The organism is Sphingorhabdus sp. (assembly GCF_046596595.1).
Lineage (GTDB): Bacteria > Pseudomonadota > Alphaproteobacteria > Sphingomonadales > Sphingomonadaceae > Sphingorhabdus_B.
Genome location: NZ_JBKJMB010000124.1, coordinates 51,822 through 66,916, shown reverse-complemented (window position 1 = coordinate 66,916; position 15,095 = coordinate 51,822). Strand labels below are relative to the sequence as shown.

General features: G+C 56.3%; 19 protein-coding genes. 13 read left to right on the top strand and 6 right to left on the bottom strand.

Annotated features, from left to right (window positions below; translation table 11 throughout):
• Positions 1-250 precede the first annotated feature (250 nt).
• Positions 251-1,969, bottom strand: a complete 1,719-nt coding sequence (locus ACLL9E_RS12775) for a tetratricopeptide repeat protein (RefSeq protein ID WP_411292113.1) — start codon at positions 1,967-1,969, stop codon at positions 251-253.
• Between the two features lie 466 nt (positions 1,970-2,435).
• Between ACLL9E_RS12775 and ACLL9E_RS12770 the strand changes: the two genes are divergently transcribed.
• From ACLL9E_RS12770 to ACLL9E_RS12740, 7 genes are all read left to right on the top strand, one after another.
• Positions 2,436-2,813, top strand: coding sequence for a fluoride efflux transporter FluC (locus ACLL9E_RS12770; RefSeq protein ID WP_411292112.1), 378 nt, complete (start codon positions 2,436-2,438; stop codon positions 2,811-2,813).
• Complete coding sequence (locus tag ACLL9E_RS12765) at positions 2,810-4,039, top strand: RluA family pseudouridine synthase (RefSeq protein ID WP_411292111.1); 1,230 nt, start codon at positions 2,810-2,812, stop codon at positions 4,037-4,039. The genes ACLL9E_RS12770 and ACLL9E_RS12765 overlap by 4 nt, the downstream gene beginning before the upstream one ends.
• The gene (locus ACLL9E_RS12760; protein ID WP_411292110.1) at positions 4,039-4,638 is read left to right on the top strand and encodes an FMN-binding negative transcriptional regulator; all 600 of its coding nucleotides are present in this window, start codon (positions 4,039-4,041) and stop codon (positions 4,636-4,638) included. Before ACLL9E_RS12765 ends, ACLL9E_RS12760 begins: the two co-directional genes overlap by 1 nt.
• Positions 4,638-5,297, top strand: coding sequence for an HAD-IA family hydrolase (locus ACLL9E_RS12755; protein WP_411292109.1), 660 nt, complete (start codon positions 4,638-4,640; stop codon positions 5,295-5,297). The genes ACLL9E_RS12760 and ACLL9E_RS12755 overlap by 1 nt, the downstream gene beginning before the upstream one ends.
• Complete coding sequence (locus tag ACLL9E_RS12750) at positions 5,294-5,533, top strand: hypothetical protein (protein ID WP_411292108.1); 240 nt, start codon at positions 5,294-5,296, stop codon at positions 5,531-5,533. Before ACLL9E_RS12755 ends, ACLL9E_RS12750 begins: the two co-directional genes overlap by 4 nt.
• On the top strand, positions 5,530-6,231 hold the full coding sequence (locus ACLL9E_RS12745; protein WP_411292107.1) for an ATP12 family chaperone protein: 702 nt from the start codon (positions 5,530-5,532) through the stop codon (positions 6,229-6,231). The genes ACLL9E_RS12750 and ACLL9E_RS12745 overlap by 4 nt, the downstream gene beginning before the upstream one ends.
• A 331-nt stretch (positions 6,232-6,562) precedes the next feature.
• Positions 6,563-7,039 (top strand): DUF3429 domain-containing protein, encoded by a 477-nt coding sequence (locus ACLL9E_RS12740; RefSeq protein ID WP_411292106.1) that lies wholly within the window; start codon positions 6,563-6,565, stop codon positions 7,037-7,039.
• On the opposite strand, the gene gmk is transcribed toward ACLL9E_RS12740, so the two are convergent.
• A complete protein-coding gene (gene gmk, locus ACLL9E_RS12735) occupies positions 7,036-7,689 on the bottom strand; it encodes a guanylate kinase (RefSeq protein WP_411292105.1) in 654 nt (217 codons plus the stop codon). The genes ACLL9E_RS12740 and gmk overlap by 4 nt on opposite strands.
• 48 nt (positions 7,690-7,737) lie before the next feature.
• Between gmk and ACLL9E_RS12730 the strand changes: the two genes are divergently transcribed.
• On the top strand, positions 7,738-8,334 hold the full coding sequence (locus ACLL9E_RS12730; RefSeq protein ID WP_411292104.1) for a DUF2585 domain-containing protein: 597 nt from the start codon (positions 7,738-7,740) through the stop codon (positions 8,332-8,334).
• A 239-nt stretch (positions 8,335-8,573) separates the two neighbouring features.
• On the opposite strand, the gene ACLL9E_RS12725 is transcribed toward ACLL9E_RS12730, so the two are convergent.
• From ACLL9E_RS12725 to ACLL9E_RS12710, 4 genes are all read right to left on the bottom strand, one after another.
• A complete protein-coding gene (locus tag ACLL9E_RS12725; RefSeq protein WP_411292103.1) occupies positions 8,574-8,768 on the bottom strand; it encodes a hypothetical protein in 195 nt (64 codons plus the stop codon).
• A 62-nt stretch (positions 8,769-8,830) separates the two neighbouring features.
• Positions 8,831-10,222, bottom strand: coding sequence for a class II fumarate hydratase (gene fumC, locus ACLL9E_RS12720; RefSeq protein ID WP_411292102.1), 1,392 nt, complete (start codon positions 10,220-10,222; stop codon positions 8,831-8,833).
• 186 nt (positions 10,223-10,408) lie between these two features.
• On the bottom strand, positions 10,409-10,708 hold the full coding sequence (locus ACLL9E_RS12715) for a GIY-YIG nuclease family protein (protein ID WP_411292101.1): 300 nt from the start codon (positions 10,706-10,708) through the stop codon (positions 10,409-10,411).
• Positions 10,709-10,840: 132 nt separating this feature from the next.
• Entirely contained in the window at positions 10,841-11,317 is a 477-nt protein-coding gene (locus ACLL9E_RS12710) for an SspB family protein (RefSeq protein ID WP_411292100.1), read from the bottom strand.
• Positions 11,318-11,410: 93 nt separating this feature from the next.
• Between ACLL9E_RS12710 and hisB the strand changes: the two genes are divergently transcribed.
• The 5 genes from hisB (at position 11,411) to groES (ending at position 15,019) form a co-directional block, all read left to right on the top strand.
• Complete coding sequence (gene hisB, locus ACLL9E_RS12705) at positions 11,411-11,998, top strand: imidazoleglycerol-phosphate dehydratase HisB (RefSeq protein ID WP_411292133.1); 588 nt, start codon at positions 11,411-11,413, stop codon at positions 11,996-11,998.
• Positions 11,999-12,117: 119 nt separating this feature from the next.
• The gene (gene hisH / locus ACLL9E_RS12700) at positions 12,118-12,732 is read left to right on the top strand and encodes an imidazole glycerol phosphate synthase subunit HisH (RefSeq protein ID WP_411292099.1); all 615 of its coding nucleotides are present in this window, start codon (positions 12,118-12,120) and stop codon (positions 12,730-12,732) included.
• Positions 12,733-12,829: 97 nt separating this feature from the next.
• Entirely contained in the window at positions 12,830-13,558 is a 729-nt protein-coding gene (gene hisA, locus ACLL9E_RS12695; RefSeq protein WP_411292098.1) for a 1-(5-phosphoribosyl)-5-[(5-phosphoribosylamino)methylideneamino]imidazole-4-carboxamide isomerase, read from the top strand.
• A 169-nt stretch (positions 13,559-13,727) separates the two neighbouring features.
• Positions 13,728-14,486 (top strand): imidazole glycerol phosphate synthase subunit HisF, encoded by a 759-nt coding sequence (hisF, locus tag ACLL9E_RS12690; protein WP_411292097.1) that lies wholly within the window; start codon positions 13,728-13,730, stop codon positions 14,484-14,486.
• A 245-nt stretch (positions 14,487-14,731) separates the two neighbouring features.
• Positions 14,732-15,019, top strand: coding sequence for a co-chaperone GroES (gene groES / locus ACLL9E_RS12685; protein WP_411292096.1), 288 nt, complete (start codon positions 14,732-14,734; stop codon positions 15,017-15,019).
• The last annotated feature ends 76 nt before the right edge of the window (positions 15,020-15,095 follow it).

The following is a 15,095-nucleotide window of genomic DNA, read 5'->3' as shown; positions in this document are numbered from 1 at the left end:
GTCTGATTCCAAATTGTAAATTCGCAATAAGCCGCCGAGTTAACCATTTTTCGGGCTGGTGTTTAGTTATTGCCGAACGCAGCAGGAAGACATGAAAAATCCAGATTCCAATAGAACGCCGTATTTCCCGAGCTTTAGCATTCCGCTCCTCATCGGCATGCTGCTTGCGTTGCCGCTGGCAATATAGAAAAGGCGCACAGGCGGAGGCACAACAATATCACAAGCCGAAGCGACTGGGGTGGCAGTAATGTCACCCCGTTTTTTGTACCAGCGGCACTCCGGCCTTTTTCAGATATAGCATCACTTGCACACGTGCTGCCGAATTTGAGATGATATTGCGCAGTTTTTCATCAGGTGTTGCATTCTGCTTGGGGGCATTGGCTTCAAACAGCTGCCAATAGCGGGTGGCATCGGCGCGCTGCGCCCTGCTGGCCGCGATCAGCGCCTCGGTCAGATAATAATTGGAGCGGTTGTCACGCGACAGGGGCAATTCGCCTGCATTAATTTCGTCAATTTTTTCCGGACGATTTTGCGCTATGGCACTTAAGACCAGCAACAACCGTGCTTTCGCATAATAAGGGCTTTGCGTCGCAATCGCCTGATCCAGCAATTTACCCGCAAACGGGAATCTACACATGGGGGCAAGGCCAGCAAGCACCGATGAAAACACCGGGCTGTTCGGGTTCGCCTGCACCGTCCGTTCGGTGTAGAAACGTGCGGTGTCGCAGTCGCGCTGCAAATAGGAAAGCCGTGCCATTGCAAAATTGGCCCAGCCGTCATTGGGGTCAGCCTTAACCGCGGCTCGTGCCAGCACGATACCACGACGATAGGCTGCATCGGAATCCTGCAAAGCATTGCTGCGTTCCATTTCGAACATTGCCTGCACGCCCAGCATGGTGCCGGTCAACGTTTGCTCCGTTACAGGTTTTTTCAGGCAGTTGGCGACCCTTTCTTCCAAAATCTCGCTGTGAAAACGGGCAAATTCGAAATATTTCAGCAGGCACGGATAGCCGCCATCATCGCTGCTGCGCATCAATACCGATTCATAAGTGGCAATGATTCCTTGCGGTCCATTAATTTCGGCCATGATAGGTACCAGCATTTCGTGTGTGGCCGCTGAATCAGCCGGGATATTTAGCACGCGTGACCAGATGAGAACGTCGGATTGGGCATCGTCAATATTCAGATACAAGGTAAAATTGTCAGCATCATCCGCGACCAGCCGCGTGTGAAGACGGTAAAGGTTGGCAGGCGCATTGGCGGACCCCTTGACGGTTGAGCCATCGGCCAAGCGCACCCGTGAAAGTTTAAAGCGGCTGAGGTCATCGGCCAAAATGCTGATGATCATCCGTGACCGTTGCATTGCGTTTGCGTCAGTGCCGCCATCAACAGGGGTGATTTCGAGGATCGGGCTTTGACGTACCAAAGCAACAGCCGCCTTGTTTTGGGCAAAATATCCAACTGCTGCGGTTAATAATATGGTGCCCAGAAGGAGGAGGAGCCAGTTATATCCGCGACGGTAAAACGGCAGGGCGCGGTCGCCGGCCATTGAGGGGGAACCAGCAATGGTTGTGAGGCCGCTTACAGAGGGTTCAGCCTTGATCGGCAGCGGCGGCAGGGCTGGATATGCCACCTCCCGCGAATCCAGCCGGACGATATAGGAACCAGGCAACAGATAGATGCACCCGCTATCGCCTGGCGCATTGGCAGCGTAATAGCCTTCCAATATCTTGCGCAATCGGCCCATCTGCACACGCGCCGAGCTGTCGGATGCAGAGTCAAAATCCGCCTTACGGCCTAAGGCATCGACCGCAACAATGAATGATTTCAATGTGCTGGCGCGACCCAATATCGTTTGTTCGACAAGATAACGCAGCAGGCCCGACAAAACGGGTGAACGTTGAAAGACCGTGCTTGCTAAAACCATGTCACGTTCGGCGCTGATCCTTGCCGCAAAAGTTGGATCCATGTTTTTGTCGTGAAACGTAATGCGAGATCTCCTGGAGTATCAATTTGCTACTACAGGTTGCGTGCATACGCACTACCGCCGCCGTTACATGTGAGATGTAACGGATGTTATGGCCACACCCAACCCCGAACGCGAAACCGACATCAGATTGATAAGTTCCAGAGTGATGAAAAAATGTTGATTATTTTGTCGTGTTACGGCCGCGTTACTCCCCATATAAATCGCACGCCATATATCGCCGGTTAGGAATTGCTGTCTTTTGGTGTCCCGTCGTCTTTTCATTCTTGTTGGTCCATGATGGAAAGCCGAAATCGTCAAATGCCCCCCATTTGGCGTGGTTCACCGGGGCAGCAATTCTTTCATCGTCATCGGTACGTGCGTTGTTGATGCAGCAAGTTGCTACGGCAAGTCTGTCGATTGCTCCTCGGGCTGGCTTTTGTCGCCAACCGCCGCTAAGGCCGCGGCCATGAACCCCATCATTCTTGTCATGTCGGGCGGAGCCATTGGCGCGGCGTTGCGCTTTGGGCTGTCGCGCGCGTTACCGGTCAGCGCGGCAGGCTGGCCATGGCCGACCTTTGCGGTAAATGTCGTTGGCGGACTATGTATGGGCGTGCTGGCGATATGGCTACTGCGCGGCGACAGTTCAGCCGAGCCGCTGCGCCTGTTTCTAGGGGTAGGCGTATTGGGCGGGTTTACCACTTTCAGCGCGTTCACGCTTGAAATGGCGCAGATGGTACAGCGCGGCCAAACCGGCATGGCGGCGATTTATGCCACATTGTCGGTCCTCCTTGCGCTTGGCGCGATATTCGCCGGTATGACGGCAGCAAAGGCAGTTTGGGCATGAGCAAAAACGACGAAAAAGGCATCAGGCAGTTTGTCGTTGCCCCTGATGATGACGGCATCCGGCTGGATCGCTGGTTCAAGCGCCATTTGCCCGATGCATCATTCAACATCGTCTCGCGCTGGGCACGCACGGGGCAGCTGCGCATCGATGGCAAACGTGCGACTCCGGGCGACCGGTTGTTGGCCGGGCAGACTTTGCGGATTCCGCCTGCGGATGCGTCGGCGTCGTCGAGCGCGCGGCCAGCCCGGATACGCCGCGAATTGACCAACGACGAAATGGAATTCGCGCTGAGCATGGTTATCCACAAGGATGACGCGGCGTTGGTAATCAACAAACCGGCGGGGCTTGCCACACAGGGCGGAACGAAAACGGAAAACCATGTCGACGGTTTGCTGGATGCCTTGGGCTTTGAACTTGATAACCGGCCAAAGCTTGTCCACCGCCTTGATAAGGACACATCGGGCGCGTTGTTGCTGGCGCGCACATCGCGGTCGGCGGGGCATTTTGCCAAAGCGTTTTCATCGCGCACCGCACGAAAGGTGTATTGGGCCCTGGTCGTCGGCGTGCCTGATATTGCCGACGGTTTCATTGACCTGCCAATTGGAAAACAGCCGGGCAGTGGCGGCGAAAAAATGCATGTCGACGAAAAAGAGGGGCAGTCGGCCCGCACCCGCTATCGCATTGTCGAACGCGCAGGGAATGCGACCGCATGGGTCGAGCTACAGCCTTATACCGGACGAACGCACCAGTTGCGCGTGCACATGGCCGCCATTGGCCACCCGATTGTCGGTGACGGCAAATATGGCGGCAAGGAAGCGTTCCTGACTGGCACGATCAGCCGCAAGATGCACTTGCACGCCCGCCGTATCCGCATCGACCATCCGGCAGGGCACCAGATTGACGTCCGCGCCGATTTGCCCCCTCATATGAAGGCAAGCTTCGACGATCTGGGGTTCGATATGGAATCAGGCGATGCGCTGGTGCTTGACGCACCAAAGTTCAGCGAGACCGCCGAAGGCAAGAAACGCGTTGCTGCGAACATTGCCAAATCGGCGCGCAAGGAACGCAAGGGCGAACGCCGCTCGCGCGGATCTACACCCGACAAGCCCAAGGACAACAAACGCAGCCAAATGGCCGCAGGCAAGAAGATTGCGGCGAAAAAGCCGGTAATCAAGTCTGCGAAAAAGCCGGTGGTCAAGAAGGCGGCACCCAGAAAGAAGATCTGATGCATCCAAATCCTGCATTTCGATGGAAAGACCAACAGGCAATGCGCACTTTTGCGGCCGAGGTCGGATTCGGCATGCTGGTCGTGACGACACAAGAAGGACCGCGCGTGGCCCATGTGCCGTTCGTCTTTCAGGGGGAGGACAGATTGCTGTTCCACGTCGCGCGCGGCAATGCTGTGGCCAAGCACATTACCGGCGGCGAGATGTTGTTCGTCATAAACGGCCCGGACGGTTACATCAGCCCCCATTATTACGGCATTCCCGATCAGGTCCCGACGTGGAACTATGTCGCGCTTGAACTGTCCGGCCATGCGCGGACATTGGACGCGGCCGAGCTGGTTGCGCAGGCTGACGCGCTTTCGGAGACGTTTGAAAGCCGGCTTTCCCCGAAACCTGTCTGGACCCGTGCAAAAATGGCACAAGGCAGTTTCGAAAAGATGCTGGGCGGCATCATCGGCTTCGAATTTAGGGTGACAGATTGGAAAGGCACTCTAAAACTGGGGCAGAACAAATCAGATGCCGCGCGTTTGGCGGCTGCTGAAGGGGCGGAACATGCGGGAGACATTGCCTTGGCCCATTTGATGCGGAATGTGCCCTAGTGCCTCGGCTCGCCATATTCGATTGTGACGGGACTCTGGTCGACAGCCAGGCGAACATCTGCATGGCAATGGAACATGCGTTCGACGTGGCTGGACGCAAAGCGCCGTTGCGTCACGACATCAGGCGTGTTGTGGGTCTGTCGCTGGTGGAATCGATGCGTATGTTGATTCCAGACGCTGACGATGATTGCCACCATGAAATGGCCGAACATTATCGCACGGCATTTCTAACTTTGCGCAATAACGGGCTGGTCGATGAACCTTTATATGAGGGAATGGCTGCATTGCTGTCAGAATTGGACGAATGCGGCTGGATGCTTGGCGTGGCGACGGGTAAGTCTGACCGCGGGTTGATCCGCTGCCTTGAACACCACGCAATCAAGGGCTTGTTTGTGACGCTGCAAACTGCCGACCGTCATCCGTCCAAACCGCACCCTTCGATGGTGTATCAGGCGCTGGCCGATGCCAGCACCGATGCGCGCAATGCCGTCGTCATTGGTGACACGGTGTATGACATACATATGGGCCGCGCGGCTGGCACACGCACGGTTGGCGTCAATTGGGGCTATCACCGTGCCGAGGAATTGCGCGAAGCAGGGGCGGACTATATCGCCGAAAGCATGGATGAATTAAAAGCCTATCTCAAGGATTTTGCATGACGTTGCCGGACGATAAGGCGCGTGAGGAAACACAGGCGCAATACAGGTTTCTGGTGATTAACCTGTGCCGGATCAGCGGCGCAATCATGCTGGTAATCGGCCTGGCTGTCATAGCGCGTGAGGCGTTTGGCCTGCCCAAGGCGGCGGGATATATATTGTTCTTCATCGGTATTTTTGATTTCCTTCTCGTGCCAGTGTTTCTCGCCAAAAGATGGAAGAGCAAGCCTGAAACATGAGGCGATTTTGGAAAGAGGTTAGCCTCGAACCCACGACTTTCGGCCATGCGGTGCGGCTGGACGCGCGGCCGGTAAAAACGCCAACGGGCAACATGCTTGCGCTACCGACGCGCAAAATGGCGGATGCAGTGGTCGCCGAATGGCAAGCCGTGGAAAAAACGGTGAATCCCGTTGCCATGCCCATAACGGGCTTTGCCAACGCGGCGATCGACCGCATTGCGCCTGACCGCGCCGGCTTTGCTGCGGCCATCGCCGCATATGGTGAAACTGATCTATTTTGCTATCGCGCAGCGGCTGGCGAAGCCCTGGCCGAACGGCAGGCGTTGATCTGGGACCATTGGCTGGTATGGGCACAAAAGCGATATGGCATCAGCTTCGTCATCGTCGAGGGCATCATGCATCAACCGCAACCCACATCGACGCTTGAGACTTTGCGCACAGTCGTTGCCGCGCGCGGGACGTTCGAACTCGCCGCCATGGCAAAGCTTGCCCATCTGTCGGGCTCGCTGGTCGCCACCTTGGCCGTCGTTGAGCGTGCTGGCACAGCAGAAGAGATATGGGATGCCGCCTGTCTGGACGAGCTTTGGCAAGAAGCATTATGGGGCGCTGACCATTGGGCGCAGAAAAACCGAAGCGACCGCGCTGCCGAATTTATGGCTGCCGTCCGCTTTCTGGATCTGCTTAGTCCTGACACTTAGGGTCAGGACCTATTAAATTCACCTTCGAGGTTTGAGGCCATTTTGTGCAGTGTAAGGCGGCAAAGCGCAGGCTTAGTGGTTCTAAGTCTAGCTTTGCCAACGATGCAATGGACAAAATGGGTCAAATCCGAAGGACGCCAAAATGGCTTTGTTCTCGAAGCAAAATATCCTTGCAGGCAGAATAACTGCCTGCGGCGGACATTTTCCTCCGATATCTTTGCCATTTTGTCGCCTCGAAGGTGCATTTAATAGGTCCTGACCCTAGGTAAATACCCGCCTCGCCGAGTGGGGTCGGCCTGGCTAAGCGCTTGTCAGACGTAAGGACATTTCCATGACAGACAGCGCAACATTCACCTTACGCCCTATTCCCAAGGCGGCATTTATCGCGGGCTATGCGGGACTGTTGCCGCAAGTCATTGCGGCAGCGATGGTGTTGTCGGGGATGGAATATCGCTGGACGGGGCTTGCGGCGGCTTATGGCTATGCTGCCTTTATCTTCAGCTTTCTCGGCGGGATGTGGTGGGGCTTTGGCGTGACAACGCGCAAGGATGACTCGTCCGCCTTCGCCATTTTCGCGCTTGCCGTTGCGCCAAGCTTGCTGGCATTTGCGACCTATTTGCCGTGGATTTGGGGTCTCGAATGGCCCGGCCCGTCGATGGCGTGGCTTGGAATTTTTCTTTTGCTGTCACCCTTGGCGGACAGGTGGCTTGCGTCGCAATGTACCTTGCCAGTGGGATGGATGAAACTACGCCTGCAATTGTCGCTCGGACTTGGCGGGTTAACGCTGTTTTTGGCTGGCTTCGCTTAAGTCGCCGCGAGGTCACGGACGAAACCGATCAGGCCCTTTTGCCGCCGCCGCTTCATGCGCTCTGCCGAAAGGATCTGCTGCACCTTTTCAAAACAGGCCTGAACGTCGTCGTTGATAAGCACGTAATCATAGCCGTCCCAGTGCCCTATTTCTGCTTTTGCGCGGCTCATGCGGTCGGAAATAACGGCATCGCTGTCCTGCGCGCGGGTATGTAAGCGGCGTTCCAGTTCCTCGATTGAAGGCGGCAATATGAATACGCGCACGACGTCGGGCCCGGCTTCCTGGTAAAGCTGCTGCGCGCCTTGCCAGTCGATATCGAAAAGCACATCGCAGCCAGCCGCCAGTTTTTCTTCAACAGGGGCCTTGGGTGTACCGTAGCGATTACCGAAAACATGCGCCCATTCGAGGAATTCCCCGTTCGCGGCCATATTCTTAAACGTGGCCACATCCGTGAAATGATAATGGATGCCCTCAACCTCGCCCGGGCGTGGTTCGCGGGTGGTATAGGAAATCGACAACGCAATTTTGGGGTCAGCATCCAGCAACATGCGTGACAGCGTTGATTTTCCTGCACCCGAAGGTGAGGAAAGCACGAAGAGAAGGCCTCGGCGCTCCAGTTCATGCGGCTTGTGGTTGTCGGTATCGGCCATAACCGCTACTGCGCGAAAGGTGACCACATCGTCAAGGGGGAAGCTGCGATGGAATGGCCCCTTAGGGTAAGCAAATTCGGCGTTGTGATTGCCGTGGCACTGACTGCGGTATTCATTGCCATTTTATTCGGCATGGACCGACCACCGATTTGTGCGTGCGGCAATGTGAAATTATGGCACGGCATTGTTCAATCGTCGGAGAACAGTCAGCATATCGCCGACTGGTACACGCCCAGCCACATCATTCACGGGTTTATCTTTTTCGGGCTTGGGCGGCTGTTGTTGAAAAAATGGCCGCTGGGACTGGCGTTATGTGCCGCGATTGTGGTCGAGGGCGCGTGGGAGATACTTGAAAACTCGCCCGTCATCATTGATCGCTACCGCGAAGTTACAATTTCTTACGGTTATGAAGGCGACAGCATCCTCAACAGTGTCTTTGACCTGTTCTGGATGATCTTGGGCTTCTTCCTGGCTTCGCGGTTGCCGTGGAAGGTCACACTTGCGGCCGCGCTGATATTTGAAGCGTTTACAGCGTATATGATCCGAGACAATTTGACGTTGAACATCCTGATGCTGGTTTCGCCGGTAGAGGCGGTCAAGGAGTGGCAAGCTGCGGGGACGGGCTATTATTTGACGGGGAAATAGGGCGGGTGGCTATTGTTTATGGCTTAGTGCGTCATCCTGAAGCAAGTTCAGGATGACGAGGAAAAAAACAACGAGGAAAAGAAACGACCTCGAAAAGAGATTTCGTCATCCTGAACTTGTTTCAGGATAACAAGCCACGGCGTGAACCTGTTTCAGGATAACAACACCAATACAGGTCGTTAGACTAAACCTGATCGAGCTTCGCCCTCTGCTCCAAAACAACGCGCTACTTTGCGTAACTACACTGACTTGTGTTCCTTGCGCTTGTCGTAAATCGTCTTGGCCGCAATCGCGCCGCCGACGAGCAGCAATCCGGGAATGGACCGCGTAGCCAAGCGTGTAGCGAGCAGACCAATGCCTGCGCCAAGCAGGCCATTACCACGCTTGCGTCCGATAACCTCGCCAACAACCGCGCCTGCTATGGATCTCAACATTATAGGTCTCCCAATTATATCACTACCGTCATCCTGACGATCAATGCGAAAACGACAAGCAACTAAACCATATCTTCGGGCCTGACATGGGTATCAAATGTCGCTTCGTCAACCAGTCCGGATGCTAACGCAGCTTGGCGTAAAGTCGTTCCTTCGCGGTGCGCCTGTTTGGCGATATTGGCGGCATTGTCGTAGCCGATGATGGGTGCGAGCGCGGTGACGAGCATCAGCGACCGGTCAAGGAGTTCGGTTATGCGCGCGCGGTCGGGTTTGAGGCCATCAACGCAGTTTCGGGCGAAGCTGTCCATGCCGATGGCAAGCAAATCGATCGAGCGCAGAACGTTTGCTCCGATCAGCGGCTTGAACACGTTCAACTGCAAATGCCCCTGCAAACCGCCGATGGTCACCGCCTGATGGTTGCCCATGACTTGCGCCGCGACCATCGTCAGCATTTCGCATTGGGTCGGATTGACCTTGCCGGGCATGATCGAGCTGCCGGGTTCGTTCTCCGGCAAGTGCAACTCGCCAAGGCCCGAACGCGGGCCCGAGCCAAGCAGACGAATGTCGTTGGCAATCTTGGTAAGCGCGACCGCCAGCGTGTTGAGCGTGCCCGACATCTGGACAAGTGCGTCATTAGCGCCGAGCGCGGCGAACTTGTTGGCTGCGGGCTGAAAGCTAATTCCGGTGGCGGAGGAGATTTCCGCCGCAATCGCGACATCGAAGCCCTCGGGCGCGTTCAGGCCAGTGCCGACTGCGGTGCCGCCTTGCGCCAGTTTCCCGATATCGTGGGAGATGACATGTTCAATGTTTTGGCGGCACGCGTCGAGTTGGGCGACGAAGGCGGCAAATTCCTGCCCCAGCGTAAGCGGCGTTGCGTCCTGCAAATGGGTGCGGCCAATTTTTACAATGTCGCGCCACGCCGCGCTCTTGGCCGAAAGGGCATGAGTGAGCACATCAAGTGCGGGGAGGAGGTCATTGCGCACTGCCAATGCTGTCGCGACATGCAACGCGGTTGGAAAGCTGTCGTTCGATGACTGCCCCATGTTGACATGGTCATTGGGATGCACAGGTGCTTTCCCGCCACGAACGCCGGTAAGCGCTTCATTGGCGATGCCGGCTATGACCTCGTTCACATTCATGTTTGACTGCGTGCCGCTGCCCGTTTGCCAGATAACGAGCGGAAATTGGGAGTCATATTGATGGGCAAGAATTGCGTCGGCAGCGGATATGATCGCATCCGCCAGGTCCGCCGCTAACGCACCAGAAGCCCGATGCGTCAACGCCGCCGCGCGCTTTACATGCACAAGGCCGTAGATAATGCCCATCGGCATGCGTTCGTGCGCAGGGAAAGGGAAATTCGCGATGCTCCGCTGAGTCTGAGCGCCCCAATAAGCCTCAGCGGGGACGTCGATTGGTCCAAAACTGTCGGTTTCCGTGCGGGTGGTGTGCGGCACTGTCGTTTCCCCTCATACGCGATTTCACATCTCGTCATCCTGAACGTGTTTCAGGATAACGCACAAGCGCCGATTGTTATCCTGAAATAAATTCAGGATGACGAAGAGGGGAGCGGGATGACGATCTTATAAGATATCGTCATCCTGAACTTGTTTCAGGATAACAAGCCTCGGCCTATTTTGCGGTCAAGCCAGACCCAACTGGGGCGCCAAATCAAGCCAATCAGGGTTGTCGCTTTCAATAAGGTTGAATTTCCAATCGCGATGCCAGTTTTTCAGTTGATTCTCCCGCAAAATGGCCGATTCCATCGTCCCGAAAAGCTCAAACCTGACCAGCCTGTTGGTGTTCCGGGTTTTGGAAAAGCCTTCGATCAGTCTTAAACGATGTTGAGAGAAGCGTTTTGCGAGATCTGAAGTAACGCCAATGTAGATATATCCACGCTTCCCGCTTGCCAGTATGTACACGCAGGGCTGGAAATCTCTCATCGTTTCCTTTGCGCGTTATCCTGACACAAGTTCAGGATGACGAATTTTTTCGGTGTTGTCCTGAAACAAGTTCAGGATGACGAGATCTCTTTCCATCGTCATCCTGAACGTGTTTCAGGATAACGGACACCCTCACTTTTTCCGCCCGAAGTCCACGCTGACGACGTTCGAGCCGTCTTCTACGACGACGGAGGGCACGTCATTGCCGGCTTCTTCGAGCGGCTCGGGCGTCGCTTCGCCTGCGTCGACATGGAATTGAAGCGCGAAATCGACCGATGGATCGACAAATGCGGTTATCGCCGAATAGGGGATGAACAAATGCGAGGGGATCTGGCTGAAAGACAGGCCAACTTCGAAATGCTCGGCCTCGACCTTTAGGTCCCAATATTTGTGCTGGAGCACAATTGTCATTTCGTCAGGGAAGCGTTCGTGCAGATGCTGCGGAATGGCGACGCCAGGGGCTTGAGTCTTGAAAGTTATATAAAAATGATGGTCGCCGGGCAGCCCGTCGCGCGCCACGTCACCGAGGACGCGGCCGACCACTGCGCGCAGCGCCTCCTGCACAACGTCATCATAAGGAATCAGGCTATCAACATGCTCTTCGGTCATCCTTGCAAGGTGGACTGCCGAGCGCCCGAAATCAAGACGCTTGTTGCCTTAAGCCAACTTGCCAAATGCGCTGGCGTGGCTATATCGGCGGCCATGCGTACAGGGTCTATCAGTCGGAAGACAAACGAAACGTCCATTGATGTTGAGGTCAACCTCGACGGCAGCGGTGTGTATGAGGTATCTACGGGCATTGGCTTTCTCGACCATATGCTTGAACAATTGTCGCGGCATTCGTTGATCGATTTAAAGGTCAAGGCGGTGGGCGACCTGCATATTGACCAGCACCACACGACCGAAGACACGGGCATCGCGATTGGTGAGGCGGTGTTGCAGGCGTTGGGTGATAAGCGCGGCATCACGCGTTATGGCACGGCCTACGCGCCGATGGACGAGACGTTGACGCGCTGTGCGCTCGACATTTCGGGGCGGCCCTATTTTGTCTGGAAAGTATCGCTTAGCAACCCGCGTCTGGGCGAATGGGATACCGAGCTGATCGAGCATTGGTTCCACAGTTTCGCGACCAGCGCGGGTATCACGTTGCATATTGAAAATCTCTATGGGGCGAACAACCACCATATTGTCGAAAGCTGTTACAAGGCTTTGGCCCGCGCGCTGCGCCAGGCGGTCGAAATTGACCCGCGCAAGGCGGACGCCATTCCTTCGACCAAGGGCACGTTGTGAATCTTATATTGGTGAATTCCTCACGTCGCTCCAGCGCAGGCTGGAGCCTATCGCGACCGTCCGGCATCATCGATAGACGTGATAGGCCCCAGCCTTCGCTGGGGTGACGGAATTTGTAAATGGCTGGACTTGCACTTATTGATTATGGCGCGGGCAACCTGCATTCGGTGCACAATGCGTTGAAGGCGGCTGGCGCGGATGATGTTGTCGTCACCGCCGATCCCGCTGTGGTGGCAAAAGCCAACCGCATTGTACTGCCCGGTGTTGGCGCTTTTGCGCATTGCATGGAGGCCTTGTCCGCCATTGACGGCATGATCGCCGCGATGGAGAATCGCGTGCGCGAGCAAGGCGCTCCATTTCTGGGCATTTGTGTGGGGATGCAGTTGCTAGCCGACGCAGGCGTGGAGCACGGTACGACGCAAGGCCTTGGATGGATAAAGGGCACCGTGCGCGCGATTGTGCCAGCCGCGGAATTGAAAATCCCGCACATGGGGTGGAACGATGTCGTGCCGACCGAAGGCGCGCCGTTGATTGAAAACGGCGAGGCCTATTTTCTCCACGGCTATCATTTTGATGCAACAGACAAGGCGCATGTGCTGGCAACCACCGACCATGGCGGCGCGCTGGTTGCGGCGGTCGGGCGCGACAATATGATGGGCGTGCAATTTCATCCGGAAAAGAGCCAGGCCTATGGCATCAATTTCCTGAAACGCTTTCTGGAGTGGACACCGTGAGACGCGTTCATTTAGCTCCCTTTTCCTCTGCGGCTCTGCGTGAGATTCTTTTTTGTCCACGCCGAGGCGCAGAGGCACAGAGAAGAAAGAGTATGTCATGATTGTCTTTCCCGCGATTGATTTGAAGGGCGGCGAAGTCGTTCGTCTGGCCGAGGGCGATATGAACCGCGCGACCGTCTATGCCGACGATCCGGCGGCGCAAGCGATGCTGTTTGCTGAGCAGGGCGCTGAATTTCTGCACGTCGTTGATCTCGATGGTGCATTTGCGGGACGACCGGAAAACGCCGAAGCTGTGGAAGGCATTATCGAGAATTTCCCGGGCTATATTCAATTGGGCGGCGGCATCCGTAATCCGCAGACAGTCGAGCGCTGGTTCGATATGGGCGTCGCGCGGCTGGTGATTGGCACGGCGGCGCTCAAGGATCCGCAGTTCGTCAAGGACATGGCGCGCGAATTTGCAGACGGCATCGTCGTGGCTGTGGACGCGCGCGATGGTTTTGTTGCGACCGAAGGCTGGGCGGAGAAATCCGACATGCCGGTAATCGACCTTGCGAGGCGGTTTGAGGACGCGGGTGTGGCGTCGATATTGTTCACTGATGTTGGCCGCGACGGGATGCTGACGGGATGCAATATCGAGGCGACGGTGGATCTGGCGCGTCGGGTGAACATTCCAGTGATCGCCAGCGGCGGGGTGAAGGGCATTGATGATATCCACATGCTCTCGCTTCACGCCAAGGACGGCATCGAGGGCGTAATCACTGGCCGTGCGATTTATGACGGGCGGCTTGATCTGGCGACGGCGATTGCGGTGGCGGAGCGGGCGTGATCTGTTCTTCAAACAATACCGTAGCCCTGAGCAGCAGCCGCATGCGGCTGCGTCCGTCGAAGGGTGCCTTCATGGTTGGCGCATCGCGTGTAGGCGCCCTTCGACTTTCATCAGCGCCGGTTGCGCTGATGGCTCAGGACTACGGTGAATCTTCGATGGCTGCGTGCCAATGACCGTCCGCATCCGCGTGATCCCATGTCTCGATGTGTCCAATGGCCGCGTGGTCAAGGGTGTGAACTTCGTTGACCTGCGTGATGCAGGCGACCCGGTTGAGCAGGCGCAAGCTTATGATGCGGCGGGCGCGGATGAGCTTTGCTTTCTCGACATTGGCGCAAGCCATGAAGGGCGCGGGACGATTATTGACGTCGTGCGGCGCACGGCCGAGGTCTGCTTCATGCCGCTGACCGTCGGCGGCGGCGTTCGGAGCGCCGAAGATGCGCGGGCATTGTTGCTGGCAGGCGCGGACAAGGTCGCTGTGAACAGCGCGGCAGTTGCTCGTCCGGAAGTCGTCGCCGACATTGCCGCGCGCTTTGGCAGCCAGTGCGTAGTCGCTTCGGTCGATGCGCGGCGAACAGGCGACGGCTGGGAAATCTTCACCCATGGCGGACGCAAGCCCACGGGCATCGACGCGCTTGAACATGCGGTAAGGCTGGCGGAACTCGGCGCAGGCGAACTGCTGGTCACCAGCATGGACCGCGACGGCACGCGCGATGGCTATGACCTTGAACTGACCCGCGCGATTGCCGATGCGGTGAACATACCCGTGGTGGCCAGCGGCGGCGTTGGCAATCTTGACCATCTGGTTGAAGGCGTCCGCGAAGGCCACGCCAGCGCCGTGCTGGCGGCGTCGATATTCCACTTTGGGCAATATAGCATCGCGGATGCGCACGCGGCCTTGCGGGCTGCGGGCCTGCCGGCGCGCGTCTGAAAAAATGTTTCGTCACCCTGAACTTGTTTCAGGGTCTTACTTCATGCGCGATAAAGTGCGGCAAACCAAAAAAGTTGCAAAATTGAACCTCAAAATCCGCACGCGAGTCCTTGACCTGTCACAAAAACACCCTATCTGGGCTCCGTTAGCACTCGTCATGTATGAGTGCTAACGTATATTCATTGCCGTCCCTTGCTTCGTTGCAGGAGTGGCGGGATGGCGAAACAGAAAAAGGATAGTTCAACATGGCATTTCGTCCATTGCATGACCGCGTTCTCGTCCGTCGGGTCGAGGCCGAAGCAAAAACCGCTGGCGGGATCATCATCCCTGATACAGCTCAGGAAAAGCCACAGGAAGGCGAAGTCGTCTCCGTTGGCACTGGCACACGCGCCGAAGACGGCACCGTAACGCCGCTCGACGTGAAGGCTGGCGACAAGATCCTGTTCGGCAAATGGTCGGGCACCGAAGTCAAGATCGACGGTGAAGACCTGTTGATCATGAAGGAATCGGACATACTGGGAATCGTTTCCTAAGAACCCGCAGCCTTCGTCATCCCGAACTTGTTTCGGGATAACACACGACGTTGGCGCGTTATCCTGAAACAAGTTC